The organism is Vibrio sp. 10N.222.52.B7 (assembly GCF_041474275.1).
GTDB lineage: Bacteria > Pseudomonadota > Gammaproteobacteria > Enterobacterales > Vibrionaceae > Vibrio > Vibrio crassostreae_C.
Window position 1 is genome coordinate 41899 of the sequence record NZ_JBFRTU010000022.1, and the last position, 23109, is coordinate 65007.

The 23109-nt window shown below is 45.8% G+C and carries 14 protein-coding genes; all 14 read left to right on the plus strand.

The features are described from left to right. The first annotated feature begins 246 nt into the window (after window positions 1-246). Window positions 247-1542, plus strand: coding sequence for a glutamate-1-semialdehyde 2,1-aminomutase (hemL, locus tag AB4512_RS08740; RefSeq protein WP_010436060.1), 1296 nt, complete (start codon window positions 247-249; stop codon window positions 1540-1542). Between the two features lie 343 nt (window positions 1543-1885). Further along, window positions 1886-2971, plus strand: coding sequence for an AI-2E family transporter (locus tag AB4512_RS08745; RefSeq protein ID WP_017059406.1), 1086 nt, complete (start codon window positions 1886-1888; stop codon window positions 2969-2971). Window positions 2972-3081: 110 nt separating this feature from the next. Then, window positions 3082-4104, plus strand: coding sequence for a 16S rRNA (guanine(1207)-N(2))-methyltransferase RsmC (rsmC, locus tag AB4512_RS08750; RefSeq protein ID WP_372174765.1), 1023 nt, complete (start codon window positions 3082-3084; stop codon window positions 4102-4104). A gap of 216 nt (window positions 4105-4320) precedes the next feature. Further along, window positions 4321-7710: a response regulator gene (locus AB4512_RS08755; protein ID WP_065676704.1), complete on the plus strand. Its 3390-nt coding sequence runs from the start codon at window positions 4321-4323 to the stop codon at window positions 7708-7710. Window positions 7711-8421: 711 nt separating this feature from the next. Continuing rightward, complete coding sequence (locus AB4512_RS08760) at window positions 8422-10104, plus strand: ABC transporter substrate-binding protein (RefSeq protein WP_017056650.1); 1683 nt, start codon at window positions 8422-8424, stop codon at window positions 10102-10104. A 169-nt stretch (window positions 10105-10273) separates the two neighbouring features. After that, window positions 10274-11260, plus strand: a complete 987-nt coding sequence (locus AB4512_RS08765; protein ID WP_017059409.1) for an ABC transporter permease — start codon at window positions 10274-10276, stop codon at window positions 11258-11260. A 2-nt stretch (window positions 11261-11262) separates the two neighbouring features. Further along, on the plus strand, window positions 11263-12288 hold the full coding sequence (locus AB4512_RS08770; protein WP_017056648.1) for an ABC transporter permease: 1026 nt from the start codon (window positions 11263-11265) through the stop codon (window positions 12286-12288). 2 nt (window positions 12289-12290) lie between these two features. After that, window positions 12291-13274 carry an ABC transporter ATP-binding protein gene (locus AB4512_RS08775; protein ID WP_017059410.1) on the plus strand — a complete coding sequence of 328 codons (984 nt, stop codon included), beginning with the start codon at window positions 12291-12293 and terminating at the stop codon, window positions 13272-13274. A gap of 87 nt (window positions 13275-13361) precedes the next feature. Then, complete coding sequence (locus AB4512_RS08780) at window positions 13362-14357, plus strand: ABC transporter ATP-binding protein (RefSeq protein WP_017059411.1); 996 nt, start codon at window positions 13362-13364, stop codon at window positions 14355-14357. 98 nt (window positions 14358-14455) lie between these two features. Continuing rightward, window positions 14456-16177, plus strand: coding sequence for a glycoside hydrolase family 9 protein (locus AB4512_RS08785; protein ID WP_372174766.1), 1722 nt, complete (start codon window positions 14456-14458; stop codon window positions 16175-16177). Between the two features lie 2 nt (window positions 16178-16179). Beyond that, entirely contained in the window at window positions 16180-17064 is an 885-nt protein-coding gene (locus AB4512_RS08790) for a BadF/BadG/BcrA/BcrD ATPase family protein (protein ID WP_372174767.1), read from the plus strand. A gap of 12 nt (window positions 17065-17076) precedes the next feature. Further along, window positions 17077-19038 carry a beta-N-acetylhexosaminidase gene (locus AB4512_RS08795; RefSeq protein WP_372174768.1) on the plus strand — a complete coding sequence of 654 codons (1962 nt, stop codon included), beginning with the start codon at window positions 17077-17079 and terminating at the stop codon, window positions 19036-19038. Window positions 19039-19165: 127 nt separating this feature from the next. Continuing rightward, entirely contained in the window at window positions 19166-21571 is a 2406-nt protein-coding gene (locus tag AB4512_RS08800; RefSeq protein ID WP_102319895.1) for a GH36-type glycosyl hydrolase domain-containing protein, read from the plus strand. A gap of 74 nt (window positions 21572-21645) precedes the next feature. Further along, window positions 21646-23058, plus strand: coding sequence for a phosphoglucomutase/phosphomannomutase family protein (locus AB4512_RS08805; RefSeq protein ID WP_371724358.1), 1413 nt, complete (start codon window positions 21646-21648; stop codon window positions 23056-23058). Window positions 23059-23109: the final 51 nt, after the last annotated feature.

The window sequence follows — 23109 nt, forward strand, 5'->3', positions numbered from 1 at the left end:
AGACCATAGTTGTTGAGTATTTTCTTATATTCCGGTGATTATCTAATACCTGACTGAAACGTTCAAGTATTCACCACAGGATCGGTCCTTTTACTGCTGTAAACTCGCCAATATCTAACAATTAAAACGTGTAACCACACAAAACAACCAGATTCGGGTGATTATCTGGGCGAAAGCATTCCTAGTTGGATTAGGGATAGGTACAATGCGTGCCAATTGGTCCGACAGTCAAAAGAGGATATATCAATGACCAAATCAGCAGAGCTGTACGAAAAAGCACAGCAAACCATTCCTGGTGGCGTAAACTCTCCAGTTCGTGCATTCAATGGCGTAGGTGGTTCTCCAATCTTCGTTGAACGCGCTGATGGCCCACTTATTTTTGATGCTGATGGTAAAGCGTATATCGATTACGTTGGCTCTTGGGGTCCAATGATCCTTGGTCACAACCACGCGGTTATTCGTGACGCAGTTATTGCAGCAGCTCAACGCGGCCTTAGCTTCGGTGCTCCAACCGAAACTGAAATCAAAATGGCTGAACTGGTATCTGAGATGGTTCCATCAATGGAACAGCTACGTATGGTGAGCTCAGGTACAGAAGCAACAATGAGCGCGATTCGTCTAGCTCGTGGCTTCACTGGTCGTGACAAAATTCTTAAGTTTGAAGGCTGCTACCACGGCCACGCAGACAGCCTACTTGTAAAAGCTGGTTCTGGCGCACTGACTTTAGGTCAACCAAGCTCTCCAGGCGTACCGGCTGATTTTGCGAAACTAACGCTAACAGCAACCTTCAACAATCTAGATTCAGTACGTGAAATCTTCGCAGCAAACAAAGGCGAGATCGCTTGTATCATCGTTGAGCCAGTAGCGGGTAACATGAACTGTATCCCTCCTGTAGAAGGCTTCCACGAAGGTCTACGTGAAATCTGTGATCAAGAAGGTGCATTGCTAATCTTTGATGAAGTAATGACAGGTTTCCGCGTTGCTGAAGGTTGTGCTCAGGCTTACTACAACATCAAGCCAGACCTAACGTGTCTTGGTAAAGTGATTGGCGGCGGCATGCCTGTCGGTGCTTTCGGTGGTCGTAAAGACGTGATGCAATACATCGCACCAACTGGCCCTGTTTACCAAGCGGGTACGCTTTCAGGTAACCCTGTTGCAATGGCTGCTGGCTACGCATGTTTGAACCTTCTACGAGAAGAAGGCAACGAAAAGCGTCTAGCTTCAAAAACTAAGCAGTTGGCAAAAGGCTTCAAGCAACTTGCTGACAAGCACGGCATCCCGATGCTAGTTCATCAAGTTGGCGGTATGTTTGGTTTCTTCTTCACAGATCAAGAAACTGTGACGTGCTACGAAGATGTAACTAAGTGTGATGTAGAACGCTTCAAGCGCTTCTTCCACCTAATGTTAGATCACGGTGTTTACCTTGCACCTTCAGCATTCGAAGCAAGCTTTACTTCTCTTGCTCATGGTTCAAAAGAACTTGATGCAACACTAGAAGCTGCCGACCGCTCTCTTGCGATCATTGCTGCTGAAAGCAAATAATCGAAAGCACTTTATAAGTCGCTAACCGATTGAATTTAGGGCTGCATTAAATGCAGCCCTTTTTATATATCGCGCTCACCAGCCCAAAAATATGACAGCTTATTTAGCCGTCGACTAAGGCTAAAGCTGAACCAAAAGCGATTAACGTTCCCAGAAAAGAAAAACCAACAACATCAAGGTACCGAGGAACATTCTGAACCAAGGGATCTCTTTTTTTGTTTGCTGTTCTTCGTCTTGGCATTTCTTATCTTTATTACAGCATCCCATTATCAAAACTCCTCATTGCTAACTCTCTGTTTTGCAGCCATTATAAACTCAGAACGCAAATATAGAGACCATTACCGTGTCAGAAAAACTCAAAATCAATTCCAGCCACTGGGTGATCATCATTGCCCTACTCGCGGCGGCTTATGCTTGTTACTTGCTTATCGAGCCATACGTTAACTCTATCGTGATGGCCTTTATCATTTCACTATTGATGTTCCCAATCCATGAGTGGCTTGAAAAAAAGCTCCCGAATAAAGAAAACATCGTCTCTCTGCTGTCTTGTATCATACTGACCTTCATTATTGTTATCCCTTTATTGGCAGTATTCGCAGCAATTGTTCAGCAAGGTTCTCTGTTCTCTCAGAACACCTACCAATGGGTAACACACGGCGGCATTCAGACTCTGTTTGCTCATCCGTTAGTGGTCAAAGCGCTGTCATTTGTGAATAACTACCTGCCTTTCGACAATATTGAGCCCCAAGCCATCGCACAAAAAGTCGGTGAGTTTGCGACAAGCTTTGGTTCTAAGCTAGTTGGTATCAGTGCCAAAATCTTAGGTGACGCGACCAATTTCTTGATGGATTTCTTCTTGATGCTGTTCGTTTTGTTCTTCTTATTAAGAGATCACGACAAAATCATCAGTGTGGTTCGTCATATTCTGCCGCTGTCTCGTAGCCAAGAAGACAAACTTCTAACAGAGATAGAGCAAGTATCTAAATCAGCAGTAATGGGCTCATTCTTAACCGCAATCGCACAAGGTTTTGCCGGCGGTTTAGGTATGTGGATTGCTGGTTTCCCAGGTCTATTCTGGGGCACAATGATGGGCTTTGCCTCTTTCATCCCAGTAGTGGGTACTGCATTAATCTGGATCCCAGCAGCAACCTACTTGTTCCTAACTGGTGATACCACGTGGGCGATTTTCCTAACGGTTTACTGTGTAGCGATTGTTGGTTCAATTGATAACCTGCTACGTCCGCTGCTGATGCAAGGCAGTGCAGGCATGAATACCCTGATGATCTTCTTCTCACTATTGGGTGGTATTCAACTGTTTGGCCTAATTGGTCTTATCTACGGACCATTGATTTTTGCGATTACCATTGTCCTATTCAACATCTACGATGAAGAGTTTAAGGACTTTTTAAACCAGCAAGACAAGAGTTAACGAACTTGACGTCAACTTGATTGGCGAACCCGTATTAAACACTTCAAGCTTTGGGCGGATTATGCGAAAATCCGCCCTCATTTTTTGCTAACGATTCAACAGAGTGTCCTATGTCAGCTTATATTGCACCAAGCCAGATTGCTCAACGCCAACTCGCCTACTTTGAAGGCAAACATGTTTTAGTTGCCGGTGAGGCAGAAGACTTGTTCCCTGTTGAGTTAGCGAAGCATTGTGAATCTGTCTCTGTGTTTACTTCTAATTACAGCTACTACCGTCAATTAGAAGGCTACAACACCATTCAACGTTTTTATGGTGCGGAGTTTACCGAAGAGACCAAAGCCGACTTAGTGATGTTGTACTGGCCAAAAGCCAAAGCGGAAGCGGAATTTTTGTTGGCGATGCTATTTGCCAAGCTAGGCAAAGATACCGAGATCGTCGTGGTTGGTGAAAACCGTTCAGGCGTGAAAAGCATCGAGAAGATGTTTGCTCCTTACGGCAAAGTTGTTAAATACGATTCAGCGCGTCGTTGCTCTTTCTACTGGGGTCAATGCTTCGAGCAACCACAAGCGTTCAACCTGCAAGACTGGTTTAAGACCTACACGGTTAACATTGATGAACAACCTCTGACGGTAAAAAGCCTTCCTGGCGTCTTCAGTCACGGTCAATTCGATGTCGGTAGCCAACTTCTGTTGGATACTCTGCCAAAACTAAAAGGCAAGGTACTGGATTTTGGTTGTGGTGCAGGCGTCTTAGGCGCGGTAATGGCATCTCGTAATCCTGATATCGAGCTAGAAATGTGCGACATCAGTGCATTTGCTGTGGCATCAAGCCAAGCAACGCTAGAAGCGAATGGTTTAACGGGTAAAGTCTTCGCGTCAGATGTCTATTCTGATACTGCAGAAGACTACCAGTTCATCATCAGTAACCCACCATTCCATTCAGGTTTAGACACTAGCTACAGCGCGACTGAGAGCTTGCTTGCTCAGGCTCCTAAGCATTTGAAGCGTTCTGGTGAGATGATTATTGTTGCGAACAGTTTCTTAAAATACATTCCAATTATTGAACAAGCATTTGGAAAATGCGCGACTCTAAATAAGACCACTAAATTCGCGATCTATCACGCAAACAAATAACCTCTCTAGCACAGCGCAGGGTCATTATCTGCGCTGTCTGTTCATATTTTTGTCAAAACTCTATAAAAATGAGCTTTTGCACACGCTTTAAATACCACTTACTTGTCAAAGTAAAAAAACTCGTTAATTTCGTTAAATTGGAACCCGTTAATTCTATTCTCTGTACTTGTTTTCGCCCCTTTTAGCAGTACATCAAAGGAAAGTAGTACCCAATTTATGTTTAGATTCTATCGTAAGCAGAAGTTTAAGCGCCTTCAAAATACCCTAATGCTGGCATTTCTTGTCCTCAGTATTACCCCAGTGACACTTATCGCGATATTTTTCCTCCAATCGCACAGTCAGGATCTTCAGGAACAAAGCACCTCACACCTTGTTTCGGTTCGTGATACTAAGCAACAGCAAATTGTCGATTACCTACAAGCTCAAGAATCCCAAGTGATGGGCTTTGTTCGCTCAGAATTGGCCAATGCCAGTGGCGGGCGATTTTATGGTTTGATCAATGCATTCCAACGATTGGGGTTAGATATTGACGAGGCTCGCGGTAATGCGCAGCAGCGCTACATTCAGGGATCTGGCGATCAAATCAAAACGTCGATTCTTCCAGAGTCCAGCAGCTTTATTGGCAGCGAACGTTATCGCTTACTGCACAAGCGCTACCATAATGCTTACCTAGAACTGCTTAAACGCTCTGATTTTGACGATATTCTCTTAGTTGATATCAACGGCAACGTCGCTTATTCCGTCTTTAAAAATGACGATTACGGCACCAATCTGCTGACAGGAAAATACAAGGACTCCAACCTAGGTATTACCTTTCAACGACTAGCCAAAGACGTAACCGACCGACGCAAATCTAACGAAGATTACACGCCGGTTATCGTTTCTGACTTTAAAGACGAGAATGGCAAACAGACCGCATGGCTAGGCGCACCTATCGTTCAACAAGGCTACCTACACAGTTACGCGATGTTTAGGCTACCAATCAACGGCATTACTAAGTTGATTGCGGATCTCAACAAGAGTTCGAATATTCAAACGCTGCTTGTAGGTGATGATCACCTGCCGCGTAGCCTTGCTCATTCACAAGAATCTATCAACTTGAGCCTAGATGTTGTCGATAAAGCATTGGCTGGCGAAACAGCGGTTGGCACCTTCGACAACACCCTAGATCAAGCGATCATCGCGGCATATACGCCAATTGAGCTGAAATACGCAACATGGGCTCTTGTCGTAGAGCTGCCAGAGAAAGAGGCGTTTGCCCGTATTCATCAGTTAGAAAAGATCTTCGTGATCGTGATGCTAACGGCGATCATTCTGGTAGTCGTTGCATCGCACTATCTGTCTAACTTCATCACATCCCCACTGCTTAAACTGACGTGGGCTGCCGAAAAAGTATCGGCGGGTGATCTCGATGAAACCATGATCAATACCGAGCGCAAAGATGAGATAGGCCGACTCGCGGTGAGCTTCGAAAGAATGCAGCGATCTATTCGTGAAAAAATGCAGCTCATCAAAAGCCAAAACGATGAGCTTGAGGACAACCTTAAGACCATTCAAAAGCAAAACGAAGAGTTACAACTGGCAAATAAACTCAAAGATGAGTTCTTAGCGACTACTTCACATGAATTGAGAACACCACTGCATGGCATGGTGGGTATCGCTGAAGCGTTGATATCTGGAGCTAACGGCCCTATTCCTGCTAATCAGAAATATCAGTTGGATATCATCATCAATAGCGGTCAGAGATTGGCGACCTTGGTTGATGATCTGCTTGATTATCACAAGATGCGCTATGGCAGCTTAGATATTAAGAAATCAGCCGTTGATTTGTCGGCAGCCACCAGCTTGGTCCTAGAGTTGTCTCATCACCTATTGGGCAATAAGCCAATCCGTATTATTAACCAAGTCCCAAGTGATTTAGGTCTGGTTTCATCGGATCCTCAACGGCTTGAGCAAGTGATGTATAACTTGGTCGGCAATGCCATCAAGTACACCTCAGAAGGTAAAATTGTTATCTCTGCCAGCGTTATCGATGACAACATTCGTGTACAAGTTGTCGATACTGGCCAAGGTATACCGGCCGAGTACCTTGAGCACATCTTTGAGCCATTGATTCAAGCAGGCCAAGATGCGAGTAACTACCGCCAAGGTGCAGGGCTTGGATTATCGATCAGTCGTCAGTTGATCGAGCTAATGGGCGGTTCACTGTACGTTAGTAGCCAACCAATGCTCGGCACTACGTTTAGCTTTACCCTGCCCCTAGCTACTCAAGATGAGTTAGACAGTTACAACGAATCAGGTCACTACTCGCACTTCCAAGCGCCTGATTTAATTGATAACAGCCAACAAGAAAATAGTGTTATCAGTGAAAACCCAGATGGCCCGTTATTGGTTATCGCCGATGATGAGCCGGTTAACCTGCGAGTATTAGACAGCTTCTTGAAGTTAGAAGGTTATCGAGTACGTACTGCATGTGATGGCCCTGAAACCATTGAACTGATTGAGAAAGAGAAGCCAGAGCTGCTTCTACTCGACATCATGATGCCAGGAATGAGCGGCTATCAGGTTTGTGAAGCACTGCGTAAACAGTATGACCATGCTCAGTTGCCAATCATCATGCTAACAGCCCTCAACCAAGCAGAAGACCGTGTTCGAGGTTTCGAAGCGGGTGCCAATGACTACTTGTCTAAACCGTTCAACAAACAAGAATTAGCGGCTCGAATAACAGCGCATCTATCAGCAAGTAAAGCTGAACAGAGACGCCTTGAAAACGACCAACTGCAACTCGAGCTCAAACATAGAGCGATGGTTGAAGCTAACTTGCTAGAAACTCAAGGCCGCTTACTAGAGCAACTAGAATCGGCACCTGAAGCCATCATCTGTATTCGTGATGACCAACGCATTCGCTTTGCTAACGAAGCCGCAGCTAAGCTATTCAGACGCGGACAGGAACAACTCAAACGCTCAATGGCCGACGAGATCATTGCGCCTAAATACCTTAAGGTAGAACAAGCCCACTACTGCGGTGATATTGATATCTATATAGACGACACACGTCAGCGCATACCAAGTGACATCCTTAAGCTGCCTGAAGGCTCAGGGCTCGACACCATGTATATCTTCAATGTAGGTGGTGGTGTTAACTCAAACCGAATCAATAACCTTGAAACGGCGGTTGAAGCTCTCTCTAGTTATGCCTTTGAAGGCGACAAAGATAAGTTACAGCAGCTTAAAGAGCTTGGCGGAGAATTTACTCGTCTTGCTGACAAGGCAACAGGTGAAGGTAAAAACAAGCAAGAGTTAATGCGTGAGGTACTGGTCGATGCGATGACGAATGCCATCATCTACTGGGAATCGGTGACGGGTGAAACCAAGTTTGCTTTCGCCGAGAAGAGTGGCTTGTGGCGCGTCTACTTAGACCGCAGTACGCTGCAAACTCGAACGCTAGACAAATACCTACGCGTCGAAACCCTACCGAAAACGCCTCGCTGGCGAACGGTACTGAGCTCAATCGAATTCATACTGGAACACTGCAAAGAACAGACGCCAGAAAGAACCCATATTGAGATGCTAAGGGATAAACTGCAGAAACTACTGACCAGTTAAACCCTGAACCAACATCACGATACTTTGAATAATAGAGCCCACCTAGCGTGGGCTTTTTTGTACGCCTCATAAACACAAAAAGTAGAATCCCAACGCTTGCAACGCACTTTTTTCACGTCTTTAAACAAGGAGGAATTCACGCCAATTACGCACAGTGCGTGCTGGTAACCGTCAGTACTTTTCGTTCTATTCTCAATCATATCTGACCGTTATCTGACTCTTTGTTGCAGTTTGAGAAGCGAGTCACAACAGAACGGCAGATTTAATTTTCTAGGGAAATTTAACGTAAAACTGGCAAGTGACCGAGATCTACAATTATACCAACGTAGGGTAAGGCATTATAATAAAAAGCCTTTAAAGTTAGTGGCCACTTACAACCTGCAAGAACCTCAAAACCAAATGCGAGTCACATCACTTTAACAATTGCGTACGAAAAACCACCAAAGCAACCTATTTTGACGTTAATGACGTGGGGTTGTGTGTTTTTAACGTTTTTGACGGGAAACGAGTTTGATTAATTCATCGATAAGGTGTTTTCTTACTCCTGCCAAAGGCCTACAGGCCACTCTTACCACTTCTCAGAATCAACGATGAATCTGGAGCAACGAAGAAGAGGTAGGCCTTTAACCAGAGTGTGTATCTACTAAACAATTTAGCGACAGATAACATTCAATCCATTAGTGAAATGAAAGCAAATAGTAAGGAACAGCTATGCTTGCCAATATAAAAAAAACAGCAATAGCAACAGCAATTATTGCAACTGCTACAACAGGTTTTGCATCAGTAGCAACCGCTGCAGAACGCAGTGAACTGACCGTTCACCCGAAAGAGTACACTACATTCGTACGTAACTTTAACCCGTACCTTGGTGCTACTAACCTACATACTACAACTGACTTCATGTATGAGCCGCTAGTAGTATTTAACGAAATGCACGGTAACACTCCAGTGTTCCGTCTAGCTGAAAACTTCAAGATGTCAGATGATCTGATGAGCGTTGTTTTCGACATTCGTAAGGGTGTTAAATGGTCTGACGGAGAAACTTTCTCTGCTGATGATGTTGTTTTTTCTTTCAACCTTGTAAAAGAGAAGCCAGAGCTTGACCAATCTGGTATCAACTCTTGGGTAACTTCTGTAGAAAAACTGAACGACAACCAAGTTAAGTTCACACTAACAGAAGCAAACTCAAACGTACCTTACGAGATTGCTAAAGTACCTGTAGTACCTAAGCACATCTGGAAAGACGTTAAAGATCCATCAACGTTTACCAATGAGAACCCGGTAGGTTCTGGTCCATTTACAGAAATCGATACGTTTACAGCGCAGCTATACATCCAGTGTGCAAACCCGAACTACTGGGATGCAGACAACCTAGATGTTGACTGTCTACGTGTTCCACAAATTGCGAACAACGACCAATTCCTAGGTAAAGTTGTAAACAGTGAAATGGACTGGACGTCTTCTTTCGTTCCAGATATCGATCGTACATACGCAGCAGCTAGCCCTAAACACCACTACTGGTACCCGCCAGCAGGTACACAGGCATTCATCGTTAACTTCAAGCACCCTGATGCTGCGAAGCATGAAGCATTGAGCAACGTTGACTTCCGTCGTGCTTTCTCTATGGCTCTTGACCGTCAAACTATCATCGACATCGCATTCTACGGTGGCGGTACTGTAAACGATTTCGCATCGGGTCTTGGCTACGCGTTTGAAGCTTGGTCTGATGAAAAAACTCATGACAAGTACAAAGGCTTCAACACTTACAACGCTGAAGGCGCGAAGAAGCTTCTTGCTGACGCTGGCTTCAAAGATGTAAACAAAGATGGTTTTGTTGACACTCCATCAGGCAAGTCTTTCGAACTAATGATTCAATCGCCAAACGGCTGGACTGACTTCAACAACACAGTTCAACTAGCGGTAGAACAGCTAAACGAAATCGGTATTAAAGCGAAAGCTCGTACACCTGACTTCTCTGTTTACAACCAAGCAATGCTTGAAGGTACATACGACGTAGCATACACAAACTACTTCCACGGTGCGGATCCATACACGTACTGGAACAGTGCTTACAACTCATCACTACAATCTGGTGATGGTATGCCTCGTTTCGCAATGCACTTCTACAAAAACGACAAGCTAGATGGTCTTCTAAACAGCTTCTACAAAACAGCTGATAAGAACGAGCAGCTAGACATTGCACACGGTATCCAGCAAATCATCGCTGCAGACCAAGTGACAATCCCTGTGATGTCTGGTGCTTACATGTACCAATACAACACAACTCGCTTCACTGGTTGGTGGAACGAAGAAAATCCAAAAGGCCGTCCAAACATTTGGGCTGGTATTCCAGAGCGTCTACTTCATGTACTGGACCTAAAACCAGTTAAATAAGTAATCGTTCAATCCTTGCGGCGTAACCTCTTACGCCGCTTATAAAAATCCCCACACTCTCAATTGAAAGTATGGCGCTAGTCGTCAGGGGATTTTTCGTTCCAAATTTCGCTAGGAGCGACCTGAATCCAGAAACAGGGAAACAATCTGGGTGAGTAAGGTGTGAGTTATGGGTTATTTTTTAAGACGTTTGTCATTTTATTTTGTCGCGCTATTAGTTGCTGCGACGTTAAACTTTATTATTCCAAGAGCAATGCCTGGTGACCCAGTTACCATGATGTTTGCGAACGCTTCTGTACAAGTTACTCCAGAGCGTATTGCTGCAATGAAAGAACTATTAGGCTTCGTTGATGGTGGCTACTTAGTTCAATACGTGGCGTACATGAAGAACATTCTTAGCTGGGAACTTGGTACATCAATTCAATTCTACCCACTTTCTGTAAACACACTGTTGGGTGGAGCATTCGGTTGGTCGCTTTTCTTAGCCGGCACCGCAGTTATTCTTTCTTTCTCGATTGGTTCAATCCTAGGTATTTTCGCAGCGTGGAAACGCGGCAGTAAGTACGATGCCTTCGTAACGCCAGGGATGCTGATTCTACAAGCCGTTCCTCAAGTTGTTATCGCGATGATTGCACTATTTACCTTTGCAATTGGCTTGAAGTGGTTCCCAACAGGGTATGCCTACACCGCTGGTACTATACCTGATTGGACAAGCTGGGCATTCATTAAAGATGTCGCTTACCACGCCTTCTTACCACTGTTCTGTGCTTCTGTTGTTCAAATTGGTGGCTTCCTAGTAAACATGCGTAACAACATGATCAACCTACTAGCCGAAGACTACATCACCATGGCGAAAGGCAAAGGCCTGAGCGAAAACCGAGTGGTATTCAACTACGCAGCTCGTAACGCGATGCTACCTAGTGTGACAGCCCTGTCAATGTCGCTAGGTATGGCAATCGGCGGTCAGTTAATTATCGAAATCATCTTTAACTACCCAGGTCTTGGCAGCGTACTTTTCAACGCAATTAACGCTCGTGACTACCAAGTACTGCAAGGTCAGCTGCTTATCATGACGCTATTCATGCTGTTCTTTAACCTAGTTGCAGACATGCTTTACGTTGTTCTTGACCCTCGTCTTCGTAAGGGTGGTAAATAATCATGAAAGACTTTTTAAAACTCATTTGGCGTAACCCGATGGCCCTAACAGGCGTCATCATCCTAAGTATTTTTATTCTTGGCGCGATTGCAGCTCCATTAATCACCAAACATGTACCAGACAAGCGTACAGGTAACCCACACGAATATCCTGGTTTCGTGGTGAAGTCTGCACAAACTAACCCTGATGGCTGGGTTGCTCAAAATCTAGCAGACGACCGTCGTACATTGATCATGTCTAAAAAGGCAGACCACGTACTAGGCACAACTCGTATGGGTCGTGACGTTTGGTCTCAAGTGGTATACGGCGCACGCGTATCTCTTGCTGTAGGTTTTGGTGCGGGTCTAACCGTATGTTTACTCGCAACTGTTATTGGTGTTTCTGCAGGTTACTTCGGTGGCCGTGTCGATGACGTTCTAACAGCCGCAATGAACATCATGCTGGTAATCCCTCAATACCCATTACTGTTCGTAGTAGCAGCCTTTATCGGTGAGGCAGGGCCACTCACCATAACCTTGGTTATCGGCTTTATGTCTTGGGCTTGGGGTGCCCGTGTTGTTCGCTCCCAAACCTTAGCACTGCGTGAAAAAGAGTTTGTAAAAGCCGCTGAAGTTTTGGGTGAATCTTCATTCCGCATCATCTTCGTAGAGATTCTGCCAAACCTTATCTCTATCGTTGGCGCAAGCTTCATCGGTTCGGTGATGTACGCAATCATGATGGAAGCAACCATCTCGTTCCTAGGTCTTGGTGACCCGAACACAATCAGCTGGGGCATCATGCTTTACAACGTTCAAACCTCTTCATCAATGCTGATTGGCGCTTGGTGGGAACTGTTGGCTCCTTGTATCGCATTGACACTACTTGTAACTGGTCTTGCTCTACTTAACTTCGCGGTCGATGAAATTGCTAACCCGCAACTGCGTTCTCACAAAGGCATGAAGCGTTGGAAGAAACTAGCAGCTCAAGACAAAGAAGAACGTGAACCAGAACTACCACCACAAAATGCACTTTGGAGCGGAGATAAATAATCATGTCTGAACCACTAATTTCTATCCGCAACTTATGCGTGGATTACATCACAGAGTCTGGCGATGTTCGTGCGTGTAACAACGTAAGTTTCGACATCGCTCCAGGTGAAGTCTTCGGCCTAGCTGGTGAATCTGGCTGTGGTAAATCAACGGTCGCTTTCTCTCTTATGCGTCTTCATAAGCCGCCCGCTTACATCAGTGGTGGTGAGGTTATCTTCAACGGTGAGAACATCCTTGAATACAGTGATGACCGTATGCAGTCGTTCCGTTGGAGTGAGATGTCGATGGTATTCCAGAGCGCGATGAACGCACTCAACCCAGTACTACCGATGGAAGAGCAGTTCTGTGACGTAATCATGCGTCACACCAACATGACTCGCGAGCAAGCTAAGCAGCGTGCTGAAGGTCTACTTGAAATCGTAGATATTCACCCGAGCCGATTGAGTGACTATCCTCACCAATTCTCTGGCGGCATGCGTCAGCGCTTGGTTATTGCTATCGCGTTAGCACTGAATCCGAAGCTGATCATTATGGATGAGCCGACAACCGCACTTGATGTGGTTGTGCAACGCGAAATCCTACAAAAGATCTATGCACTAAAAGAAGAATTTGGCTTCTCAATTCTGTTCATCACCCATGACTTGTCATTGATGGTCGAGTTCTCTGACCGCATCGGCATCATGTACTCAGGTGAGCTAATCGAAGTGGCTAACTCTCAAGATATTCTAGAAAACCCTTACCACCCTTACACCAAAGGGCTGGGAAATTCTTTCCCTCCACTGACAGGGCCAAAGACAAAGTTAGCAGGTATTCCGGGTAACCCTCTGAACCTGTTAGAGATCCCTGAAGGGTGTCGTTTCCAAGCTCGTTGTGACCGTGTACATGAAAAGTGTACCAAGGTGCCAACCAAGCTGCGTTCTATCGACCCGGGACATTTGTCTAACTGCCACCTGTACGGTGACCCAATAGTACAAAGGAAGCTATAGCTTGCACGCTGACTCAGCGTGAATAACGAACAAGGCGGCTCGACCGCCTAAAAACAAGCAAAGCGAATAAGGATTCTGGAGACAATTATGAGCAAAGATTTCGGTCAATTATTGGTAGAAGGCAAGAATGTCGTAAAAGACTTCCCAATAAGCAGTACCACCATTCAAACCCCAATGATGCGTGCGATTAACGACGTGTCATTCAAGATGTACAAAAGCCGTGGCCTAGCAGTGGTTGGTGAGTCTGGTTCAGGCAAATCAACAACCGCAAAAATGATCGCAAAAATGTACGCACCTTCAGGCGGCACGATCGAATACAAAGGTCGTGATATCCAAGAGATCTCAAGCAGAAAAGATCTTATGCACTACCGTGAAGGCGTGCAGATGGTATGGCAAGACCCGTTTGGTTCATTGAACCCAACGCACAATATCTTCCACCACATTGCTCGACCACTGTTGATCCACAAGAAAGTATCTCCGGGCAACAAGAAAGAGCTAGAAGAACGCGTTTACGATCTTTTAGAGCAAGTAGGTCTCATTCCGCCAAAAGAGACGGCGAAGAAATACCCTCACCAACTGTCTGGTGGTCAGCGTCAACGTGTCAACCTAGCCCGCAACATCGCGGTAGGTGCCGAAGTTGTACTAGCCGATGAGCCAACTTCAATGCTTGATGTATCGATTCGTGCCGGTGTTTTGAACCTGATGGAAGAGATGAAGTTCGAGAAGCAAATGTCTCTGCTTTACATCACTCACGATATCGCAACCGCTCGTTACATCGCTGAAGACCTTTCGGTGATGTACGTGGGACACATGGTGGAATGGGGCGATACCGATGACGTGATTGCTAACCCTCAGCACCCATACACCCAATTGCTTGTTTCGGCCGTTCCAGATCCTAAGAAGTCGATCCACGAGCAACTTGCAGGCAACAAAGGTGAGATTCCTCTGTGGACACCAGTATCAGCAGGCTGCCCATTTGCAGGCCGATGTACTCACGCAATGGATAAGTGCAAAGAGCAGCTACCAGGGGTTACGCAGCTCGCTGATAACCACTTTGTGCGCTGTTACCTACACGAAAGCTAAGCAATAAAACCCAAGTTAGGGTCTTCGGACCCTAACTATTTATATCCAAAACATTCAAGTACCTAGCCAATAGAAACTAGGACTGTCGGAGAATATTGATGCTGTTATTGACCAACCATATTGGCTATGAGTCCACAGGCCCGAAGCAAGCTATCCTGCAAACTAAGAAAGCTCGCCTATCAAGCACTACGGCTCTACTCGTCTGTGCTGACAACCATATGACTGTCGGAAATTTTGATGTGGTTAAACAAGGCCGCGTAGCAAATTGGCATCAAGGGCAATTCTTCACTATTGATTTCAGTTCAGTCACTGAATCTGGTCGCTACTACCTACGTTTTGACAACCTGCGTTCAGAAGTATTTGAGATTGGTAGCAACCTATTAATGAACCACACGTTTTCTGATGTGCTTCATTACTTTAAGTCACAACGCTGTGGCGGGATTTTCGACAAAAAAGATCGACAAGTACAAATTCTAGGTACCGACCTATACGTCGATGTCCACGGTGGATGGTATGACGCATCAGGTGATGTCAGTAAGTATTTTAGCCACCTGTCTTATGGTAACTACCTAAACCCACAACAAATTCCGATGGTCGTTTGGAACATGCTAAAAAGCGTACGCTTGACTGGCCATAACCCAGACTTCCCGAAATTCTCCATGACTCGTCTAACGGAAGAGGCTCTGTTCGGTGCCGACTTCTTAGTGCGTATGCAAGACGCTGACGGATACTTCTATATGACGGTATTCGACAAATGGAGCAAAGATATCAACCAACGCGATATCTGCGCTTATGCGACTCAAGAAGGTCATAAATCAACGGACTTACAAGCGGGCTACCGACAAGGTGCAGGTGTTGCTATCGCAGCATTAGCCGCAGCTTCTGAGCTTGAAATCTCTGGCAGCTACTCGAGCCACACATACCTTGAAATGGCGGTTAAGGGTTACTGGCATCTAAAAGAGTACAACCTCCAGTATCTAAACGATGGTGAAGAGAACATCATCGATGAGTATTGCGCCCTACTCGCAGCCAATGAGCTGTATCGCGTAACACAAGACCAGCAATACCTATCAGAAGCAAGAACTTGGGCGACTCGTTTAATCTCTCGTCAGCAATCCGATGATTCATTTGAGCACTTCTGGTCGGCAAACTCTGATGGCTCTCGTCCATACTTTCACGCAGCTGAAGCCGGTCTTCCTGTGATTGCACTATGTGAATACATCGACAATGAAACCGATGCTGAATTAAAAGAACAGGCGCGCACAGTTGTTGAACAAGCTTGTCAGTTCGAAATCAACATCACCGACAAAGTCACCAACCCATTTGGCTATCCAAGACAATACGTTAAATCTGTCGATGGTGATAAACGTGATGCCTTCTTCGTCGCTCAACAGAACGAAACCGGTTACTGGTGGCAAGGCGAGAACGCACGCCTTGGCTCACTCGCAACCATGGCTTACCTAGTTCAACCGCACATTAAAGATAGCGAACTTCAAGAGCGCTTAATCCAGCTTTCACAAAATAGCCTTGATTGGATCTTGGGCCTCAACCCATACCACATGTGCATGCTCGATGGTCATGGCCATAACAACCCAGACTACCTACCTCTGCTTGGGTTCTTCAATGCGAAAGGCGGTATCTGTAATGGCATCACAGCTGGTTTTGAAGATGAACAAGACATTGCGTTCAATCCACCAGCACAAAAAGATGACATGCTTCAAAACTGGCGCTGGGGTGAGCAATGGATCCCTCATGGTGCGTGGTTCTTATTAGCAACCGCTGCACAGTTCAACTTCTTAGCTCAGCGTAAGGAGCAATAATAATGACTCTTTACTACGTCGGTATTGATGGTGGTGGTACTTCTTGTCGTGCTCGTATTCGTGACGCTCAAGGCAAACTGATTGGTGAAGCGAAAAGTGGCAGTGGCAACATCCTTTTGGGTGTTGATGTTGCGATGAGCTCAATTATTGATGCCATCACAAAAGCGGCACAACAAGGGCAACTCAACTCAGACCATTTTTCAAATATGCATGTTGGCCTAGCGCTGGCTGGCGCTGAGCAAAAATCAGCATGGTTCGACTTCATGGCTCAACCACACCCTTTCGCAAGCATGACACTAAATACCGACGCTTATGGCGCTTGCATTGGTGCTCACAATGGCCAAGACGGCGCAATCATGATCGGTGGTACGGGTTCTTGCGGTATCTTCCTAAAAGACGGTGAGCAATATGTGGTTGGCGGTCGTGAATTTCCGATTTCAGATCAAGGCGGCGGCGCAGTCATGGGCTTACGTTTGATTCAACAAGTCTTGCTTGCAGAAGACGGTATTCGCAACAAAACCCCGCTGACTCTACATGTGATGAATCACTTTAATAATGATGTGGATGCCATTGTCGAATGGTCAAAAGGTGCTATTCCAAAGGATTACGGTCAATTCTCACCAGTTATTTTTCAACTCGCTAACGAAGGTGACGAACTGGCTATCGAGATGCTCAAGCAAACCGCCGCTGATATCGAAATGTTTGTACTAGCACTGCATCACAAAGGTGCGGACAAGGTATGCCTGATGGGAAGTATCGCAGAGCGAATTCTCAACTGGCTATCACCACCAGTACAGCAATGGATCGTTAAACCTCAATTCGACGCTATTGAAGGCGCATTGATGTTTGCCGGAAAACCACAACACAACTTGTATCAACAGGCTTAGCAGGGAAGTTATATGAATTATCGCATCGACTTAGCTGTTCTTTCTGAACAAAAAAATAACTGCCGATTTGGCCTTACGGTACATAACTTAAGTGACCTCGACGTAAAAGATTGGTCTCTGCACTTTGCATTTGATCGTTTCATCCTTCCAGAGAGTTTATCGCAAGGAGAGCTGACTCAAGTTGGCAGCTTTTGCTCATTCACACCAAGTTCGTCAGTGTTAAAGGCCAACAACCATTACTACCTTGAATTCAGTATTCAAAGCGCACCATTCCGCTTCTATTCTGATGGCCTTAACGATGCCTTTATCCAGTCACATAATGATGGAGAAACATCGGTACTGCCTGTCGCGATATCACCCATAGTACTGGCTTCGCCATACCGTGAACGCAATCAAATACCTGAAGTTAACGCTGCTGAGATTGCATTGATTCCTCAGCCTAATCAGATCGAATTTCAGCAAGGTAGTTTCGCGCTAAATAACTTCGCGCTAAATAACGACTGCAGAATTGAGGTTCAATCTCATCTTGCTGATAAGGCAGTCTCTTGGTTCCAGCAAGAGTTGCTCTCGACCTTTGAGCTGTCTCTTTCGACCGCGCTTTCAGCTGAACTTTCAAAAGACGAAAGCGGCAACATTCTATTTCGCAGCAACCCGACGTTAGATGAAGCCGAATACAAACTGACCATCACTGCACAACAGATTATTGCTGAATCAGGCAGCCAGTCGGGCTTTACACACGCTGTGGCAAGCTTGATTCAACTAGTTCAACAACTGGACGCAGAGAACTTCTCTCTACCATGTTGCAAGATAGCCGACCAACCGCGCTTTAAGTACCGCGGCATGATGTTGGACTGCGCTCGTCACTTCCACTCAGTAGAGCAAGTGAAGCGTTTAATCAATCAACTGGCGCACTACAAGTTCAACGTATTTCATTGGCACCTAACTGACGATGAAGGTTGGAGAATTGAGATAAAGAGCCTGCCACAGCTAACAGAAATTGGCGCTTGGCGTGGCCCTGATCATGCACTAGAGCCGCAATATACCCACATTGCGGAAAACTACGGCGGCTTCTACACGCAACAACAAATTCGTGAAGTCATTGAATATGCAGAGCAACGCAGCATCACGGTGATCCCAGAGATCGATATTCCGGGACACTGCCGTGCCGCAATCAAATCACTGCCTGACATGTTGGTAGAGCAAGCTGACACTACTCAATACAAAAGCATTCAGCACTACAACGACAACGTCCTAAACCCAGGTTTACCAGGCACTTACCAATTTCTAGATGCAGTTATTGAAGAAGTCGCAGAGCTGTTCCCGAGCGAATTAATTCACATGGGTGCAGACGAAGTGCCACCGGGAGTGTGGAGCAACAGCCCTGCTGCTCAAGCGTTGATGAAAGAACACCAGTACCAAGACAGCAAAGACCTACAAGGTCACCTATTCCGCTATGCCGAAAACAAGCTTAAGCAACTCGGCAAACGCATGGTCGGCTGGGAAGAAGCACAGCACGGCGACAAAGTGAGTAAAGAGACCATCATCTACTCATGGCTCAGTGAAGAAGCGGCTGTCAATTGCGCTCGCCAAGGCTTTGATGTGGTGTTGCAACCTGCACAGTTTACCTATCTCGACATGACCCAAGATTATGCACCGGAAGAACCGGGCGTAGATTGGGCTGCCGTTATCCCATTAGAACAAGCTTATACCTACGAAGCACTTGCTGAGATATCCGACACCGACCCAATTCGTAAGCGGATCCGCGGAATTCAGTGTGCTCTATGGTGTGAGATCGTCACCAACCAAAAGCGTATGGATTACATGGTATTCCCAAGAATTAGCGCTTTAGCTGAAGGATGTTGGACACATAAAAACAACCGAAACTGGCTAGATTACCTATCTCGCCTAAAGGGGCATCTGCCATTACTCGACAAACTCAATGTTGATTATCGCAACCCTTGGAAAGCTCAATAAAACAAACCAAAGCGACACTCATATCGAGTGGTTGCTGACTCAAATTAAGGTGCTCAGTTAGATACGACTCAGCATCACTATTTAAAAATTAGCTGCATAGATGCAGTTTGTTAAAAAGGAAATGACAATGAAATACGGCTATTTCGATAACGACAATCGCGAATACGTCATCACTCGCCCTGATGTACCAGCACCTTGGACAAACTACCTAGGTACTGAAAAGTTTTGTACCGTGATTTCGCACAATGCGGGCGGTTACTCGTTCTACAATTCTCCGGAATACAACCGTGTTACTAAGTTCCGTCCAAACGGCACCTTTGACCGCCCAGGACACTATGTTTACCTGCGTGATGATGAGACGGGTGATTACTGGTCTATCTCTTGGCAACCAGTGGCAAAGAGCCTAGATGAAGCGAACTACGAAGTTCGTCACGGCCTGTCATACTCAAAATTCAAATGTGAATACAGCGGCATTACCGCAACCAAGACGCTATTCGTACCTAAGGGTGAAGATGCAGAAGTTTGGGACGTTGTATTAAAGAACAACACTGACAAGCCACGTACTATCAGCACTTTCTCGTTTGTTGAGTTCTCTTTCAGCCATATTCAATCAGACAATCAAAACCATCAGATGTCTTTGTACTCTGCGGGCACGTCTTACCAAGAAGGTGTTCTGGAATACGACCTGTACTACAACACTAACGACTTTGAAGGCTTCTACTACCTAGCTTCAACTTTCTCACCAGACAGCTACGATGGCCAACGTGACAACTTCCTTGGTATGTACCGTGATGAAGCAAATCCAATTGCGGTTGAAAACGGTAAGTGTTCTAACAGCGCTCAAACTTGTTACAACCATTGTGGTTCTCTGCACAAGCAATTTACGATTCAACCCGGTGAAGAAGTTCGCTTTGCGTATGTACTCGGTATCGGTAAAGGCAACGGTGAACGCCTACGTGAGAAGTACCAAGACACAGCAAACGTAGACGCCGCTTTCCAAGGCATCAAAGATCACTGGGACGAGCGTTGCAACAAATTCCAAGTTAAGTCGCCAAACGAAGGCTTAGACACAATGATCAACACGTGGACGCTATACCAAGCGGAAACCTGTGTGGTTTGGTCACGCTTTGCATCATTCATCGAAGTTGGCGGTCGTACTGGTCTTGGTTACCGTGATACGGCTCAAGATGCTATTTCAGTACCCCATGCCAACCCACAAATGACCAAGAAACGTATTATCGACCTGCTTCGCGGCCAAGTGAAAGCGGGCTACGGTCTACACTTGTTCGATCCTGACTGGTTCGATCCAGAGAAAGCCGACGTTGAGCCATCAAAATCACCAACAGTTGTTCCAACACCGTCAGATGACGACAAGATCCACGGCATTGACGATACCTGTTCTGATGACCACCTATGGATCGTTCCGACCATTATCAAATACGTAATGGAAACCGGTGAGCACGACTTCTTTGATGAAGTGATCCCATACGCAGACGGTGGCGACGCGACAGTTTACGAACACATGAAAGCGGCACTGAACTTCTCTGCTGAATACGTGGGTCAAACGGGTATTTGTAAAGGCCTTCGTGCTGACTGGAATGACTGTTTGAACCTAGGTGGCGGTGAATCATCAATGGTTTCATTCCTACACTTCTGGGCGCTACAAGAATTCCTAGATCTTGCTAAGTTCCGTAATAACGATGCTGACGTTGCGAAATACACTGAAATGGCTGCTAACGTTCGCGAAGCATGTGAAACGCATCTTTGGGATGACGAAGGTGGCTGGTACATCCGTGGTCTGACTAAAAATGGCGACAAGATCGGTACAGCACAACAAGCTGAAGGTCGTGTGCACCTTGAGTCAAACACGCTCGCGGTTCTATCTGGTGCGGTATCTCAAGAACGCGGTGAGAAAGCGATGGACGCAGTCGATGAGAACCTATTCTCTGAATACGGCCTACACCTAAACTCTCCATCATTTGCAACACCAAACGATGATATCGGCTTCGTAACTCGCGTTTACCAAGGCGTAAAAGAGAACGGCGCAATCTTCTCTCACCCTAACCCATGGGCCTGGGTGGCAGAAGCGAAGCTAGGCCGTGGTGACCGTGCGATGAAATTCTACGACGCACTAAACCCATACAACCAAAATGACATGATTGAAACACGCTACGCAGAACCATACTCGTACGTGCAGTTCATCATGGGTAAAGATCACCAAGACCACGGCCGTGCAAACCACCCTTGGTTAACCGGTACCTCTGGTTGGGCTTACTTCGCGGTAACCAACTTCATTCTTGGTGTTCGTACCGGCTTTGAAGGCTTAACGGTTGATCCTTGTATCCCGACTGATTGGCCAGAATTCGAGGTTACTCGTCAATGGCGTGGCGCGACTTATAACATCACAGTGCAAAACCCGAATGCAGTAAGCAAAGGCGTTGCCTCTATCACTATCAATGGTGAATCAGTTGAAGGCGCTATCCCAGTACAAGCAGAAGGCAGCGTGAACGATGTTGTCGTTGTTCTAGGCTAGTCACGCAATTTAACGAACAGCTCTTGTCTCAAGTCTTTACAGGCTTGAGACAATGAGACTAAAAGGATTTTCTAATGATTAAATTTGGTACAGGTGGCTGGCGCGCTTTCATTGGTGAGGAGTTCACTAGAGAAAACGTCCGTTTGGTAGCGCAAGCACTCGCTAACATCATCAACAACGAAGATGCAGCCAAGAATGGGTTTGTGATCGGCTATGACCGTCGTTTCCTTTCCGATAAAGCCGCATGTTGGTTTGCAGAAGTACTTGCGGCGAACAACATCAAAGTAAGCTTCATCGATAAGTTTGTTCCAACACCTATCGTGATGTTCCAAGCAAAAGAGATGGGATGCACCTACTCGGCGTGTATTACCGCCTCTCACAACCCAGCCGATTACAATGGCATCAAGGTATTCATTGAAGGTGGCCGTGATGCTGATGAGATCATCACAGAGAAGATCGAACAGCAAATCGCAACACTGACCAACGAAGATATTATTCGTGTCGATTTCGAGCAAGCATTAAACGACAAAGAAATCGAAATCATCAACCCGATGAACGCCTTTGTTGATTCCATCATTAATGCCATCGATATTGAATCGATTAAGAAAGCGAATCTACGCGTGCTGATCGACCCAATGTTTGGTGTGGCGAAAAACGCTCTGCAAACGGTTCTTATCAACGGTCGTTGTGATGTCGACGTAATCAACGATGGTAAAAACCCAGACTTCGGTGGCCTAATGCCTTCTCCTAGCGCAGCAACGCTCTATCGCTTGAAGCACTTAGTTGCAGCAGAAGGCTATGACATTGGTATTGGTACTGATGGCGATGCCGACCGTTTGGGAATCATCGATGAGAAAGGTCACTTCATTCACCCTAACGAAGTACTACTCCTACTTTACTACTACTTGCTGGAATACAAAGGTTGGAAGGGCTCTGTCGTTCGTAACATCGCAACCACACATCTACTGGATAAAGTCGCGGCAGATCATGGTGAGAAGAGCTTTGAGGTTCCTGTAGGCTTTAAGCATATCAGCTCACAAATGGAGGCCGATGACTCTCTGATTGGTGGCGAAAGTTCAGGTGGTTTAACCATTCGTGGTCACATCAAAGGTAAGGATGGCGTATTTGCTTCAAGCTTACTGGTTGAGATGATCAGTGTGACAGGCAAGAAGTTGTCTGAATTACTTGATGAGATTTACTCTAAATATGGCTATGCCTACACCGCAGAAGGCGATTGTAAGTTTAAACCTTCAGAGAAAGAAGCGCTTTACACTAAGATCTACGTCGAGAAGCAACTGCCTGAATTTGAATACGAAATTGAAAAAGTAAGCTATGAAGATGGTGCCAAGGTGTACTTCAAGAATGGCGGCTGGGTGATTGCTCGCTTCTCAGGAACAGAGCCGTTACTACGAATCTTCGCAGAAATGGAAGATAAAGACACTGCAGAACGTGTTCTTCAAAAAGTGAAAGACTTCCTCTCTCTATAGGCTTATAGAGTGCAGCAGTTTTGTATGGGACTTAACAAATCACTGCCTTGT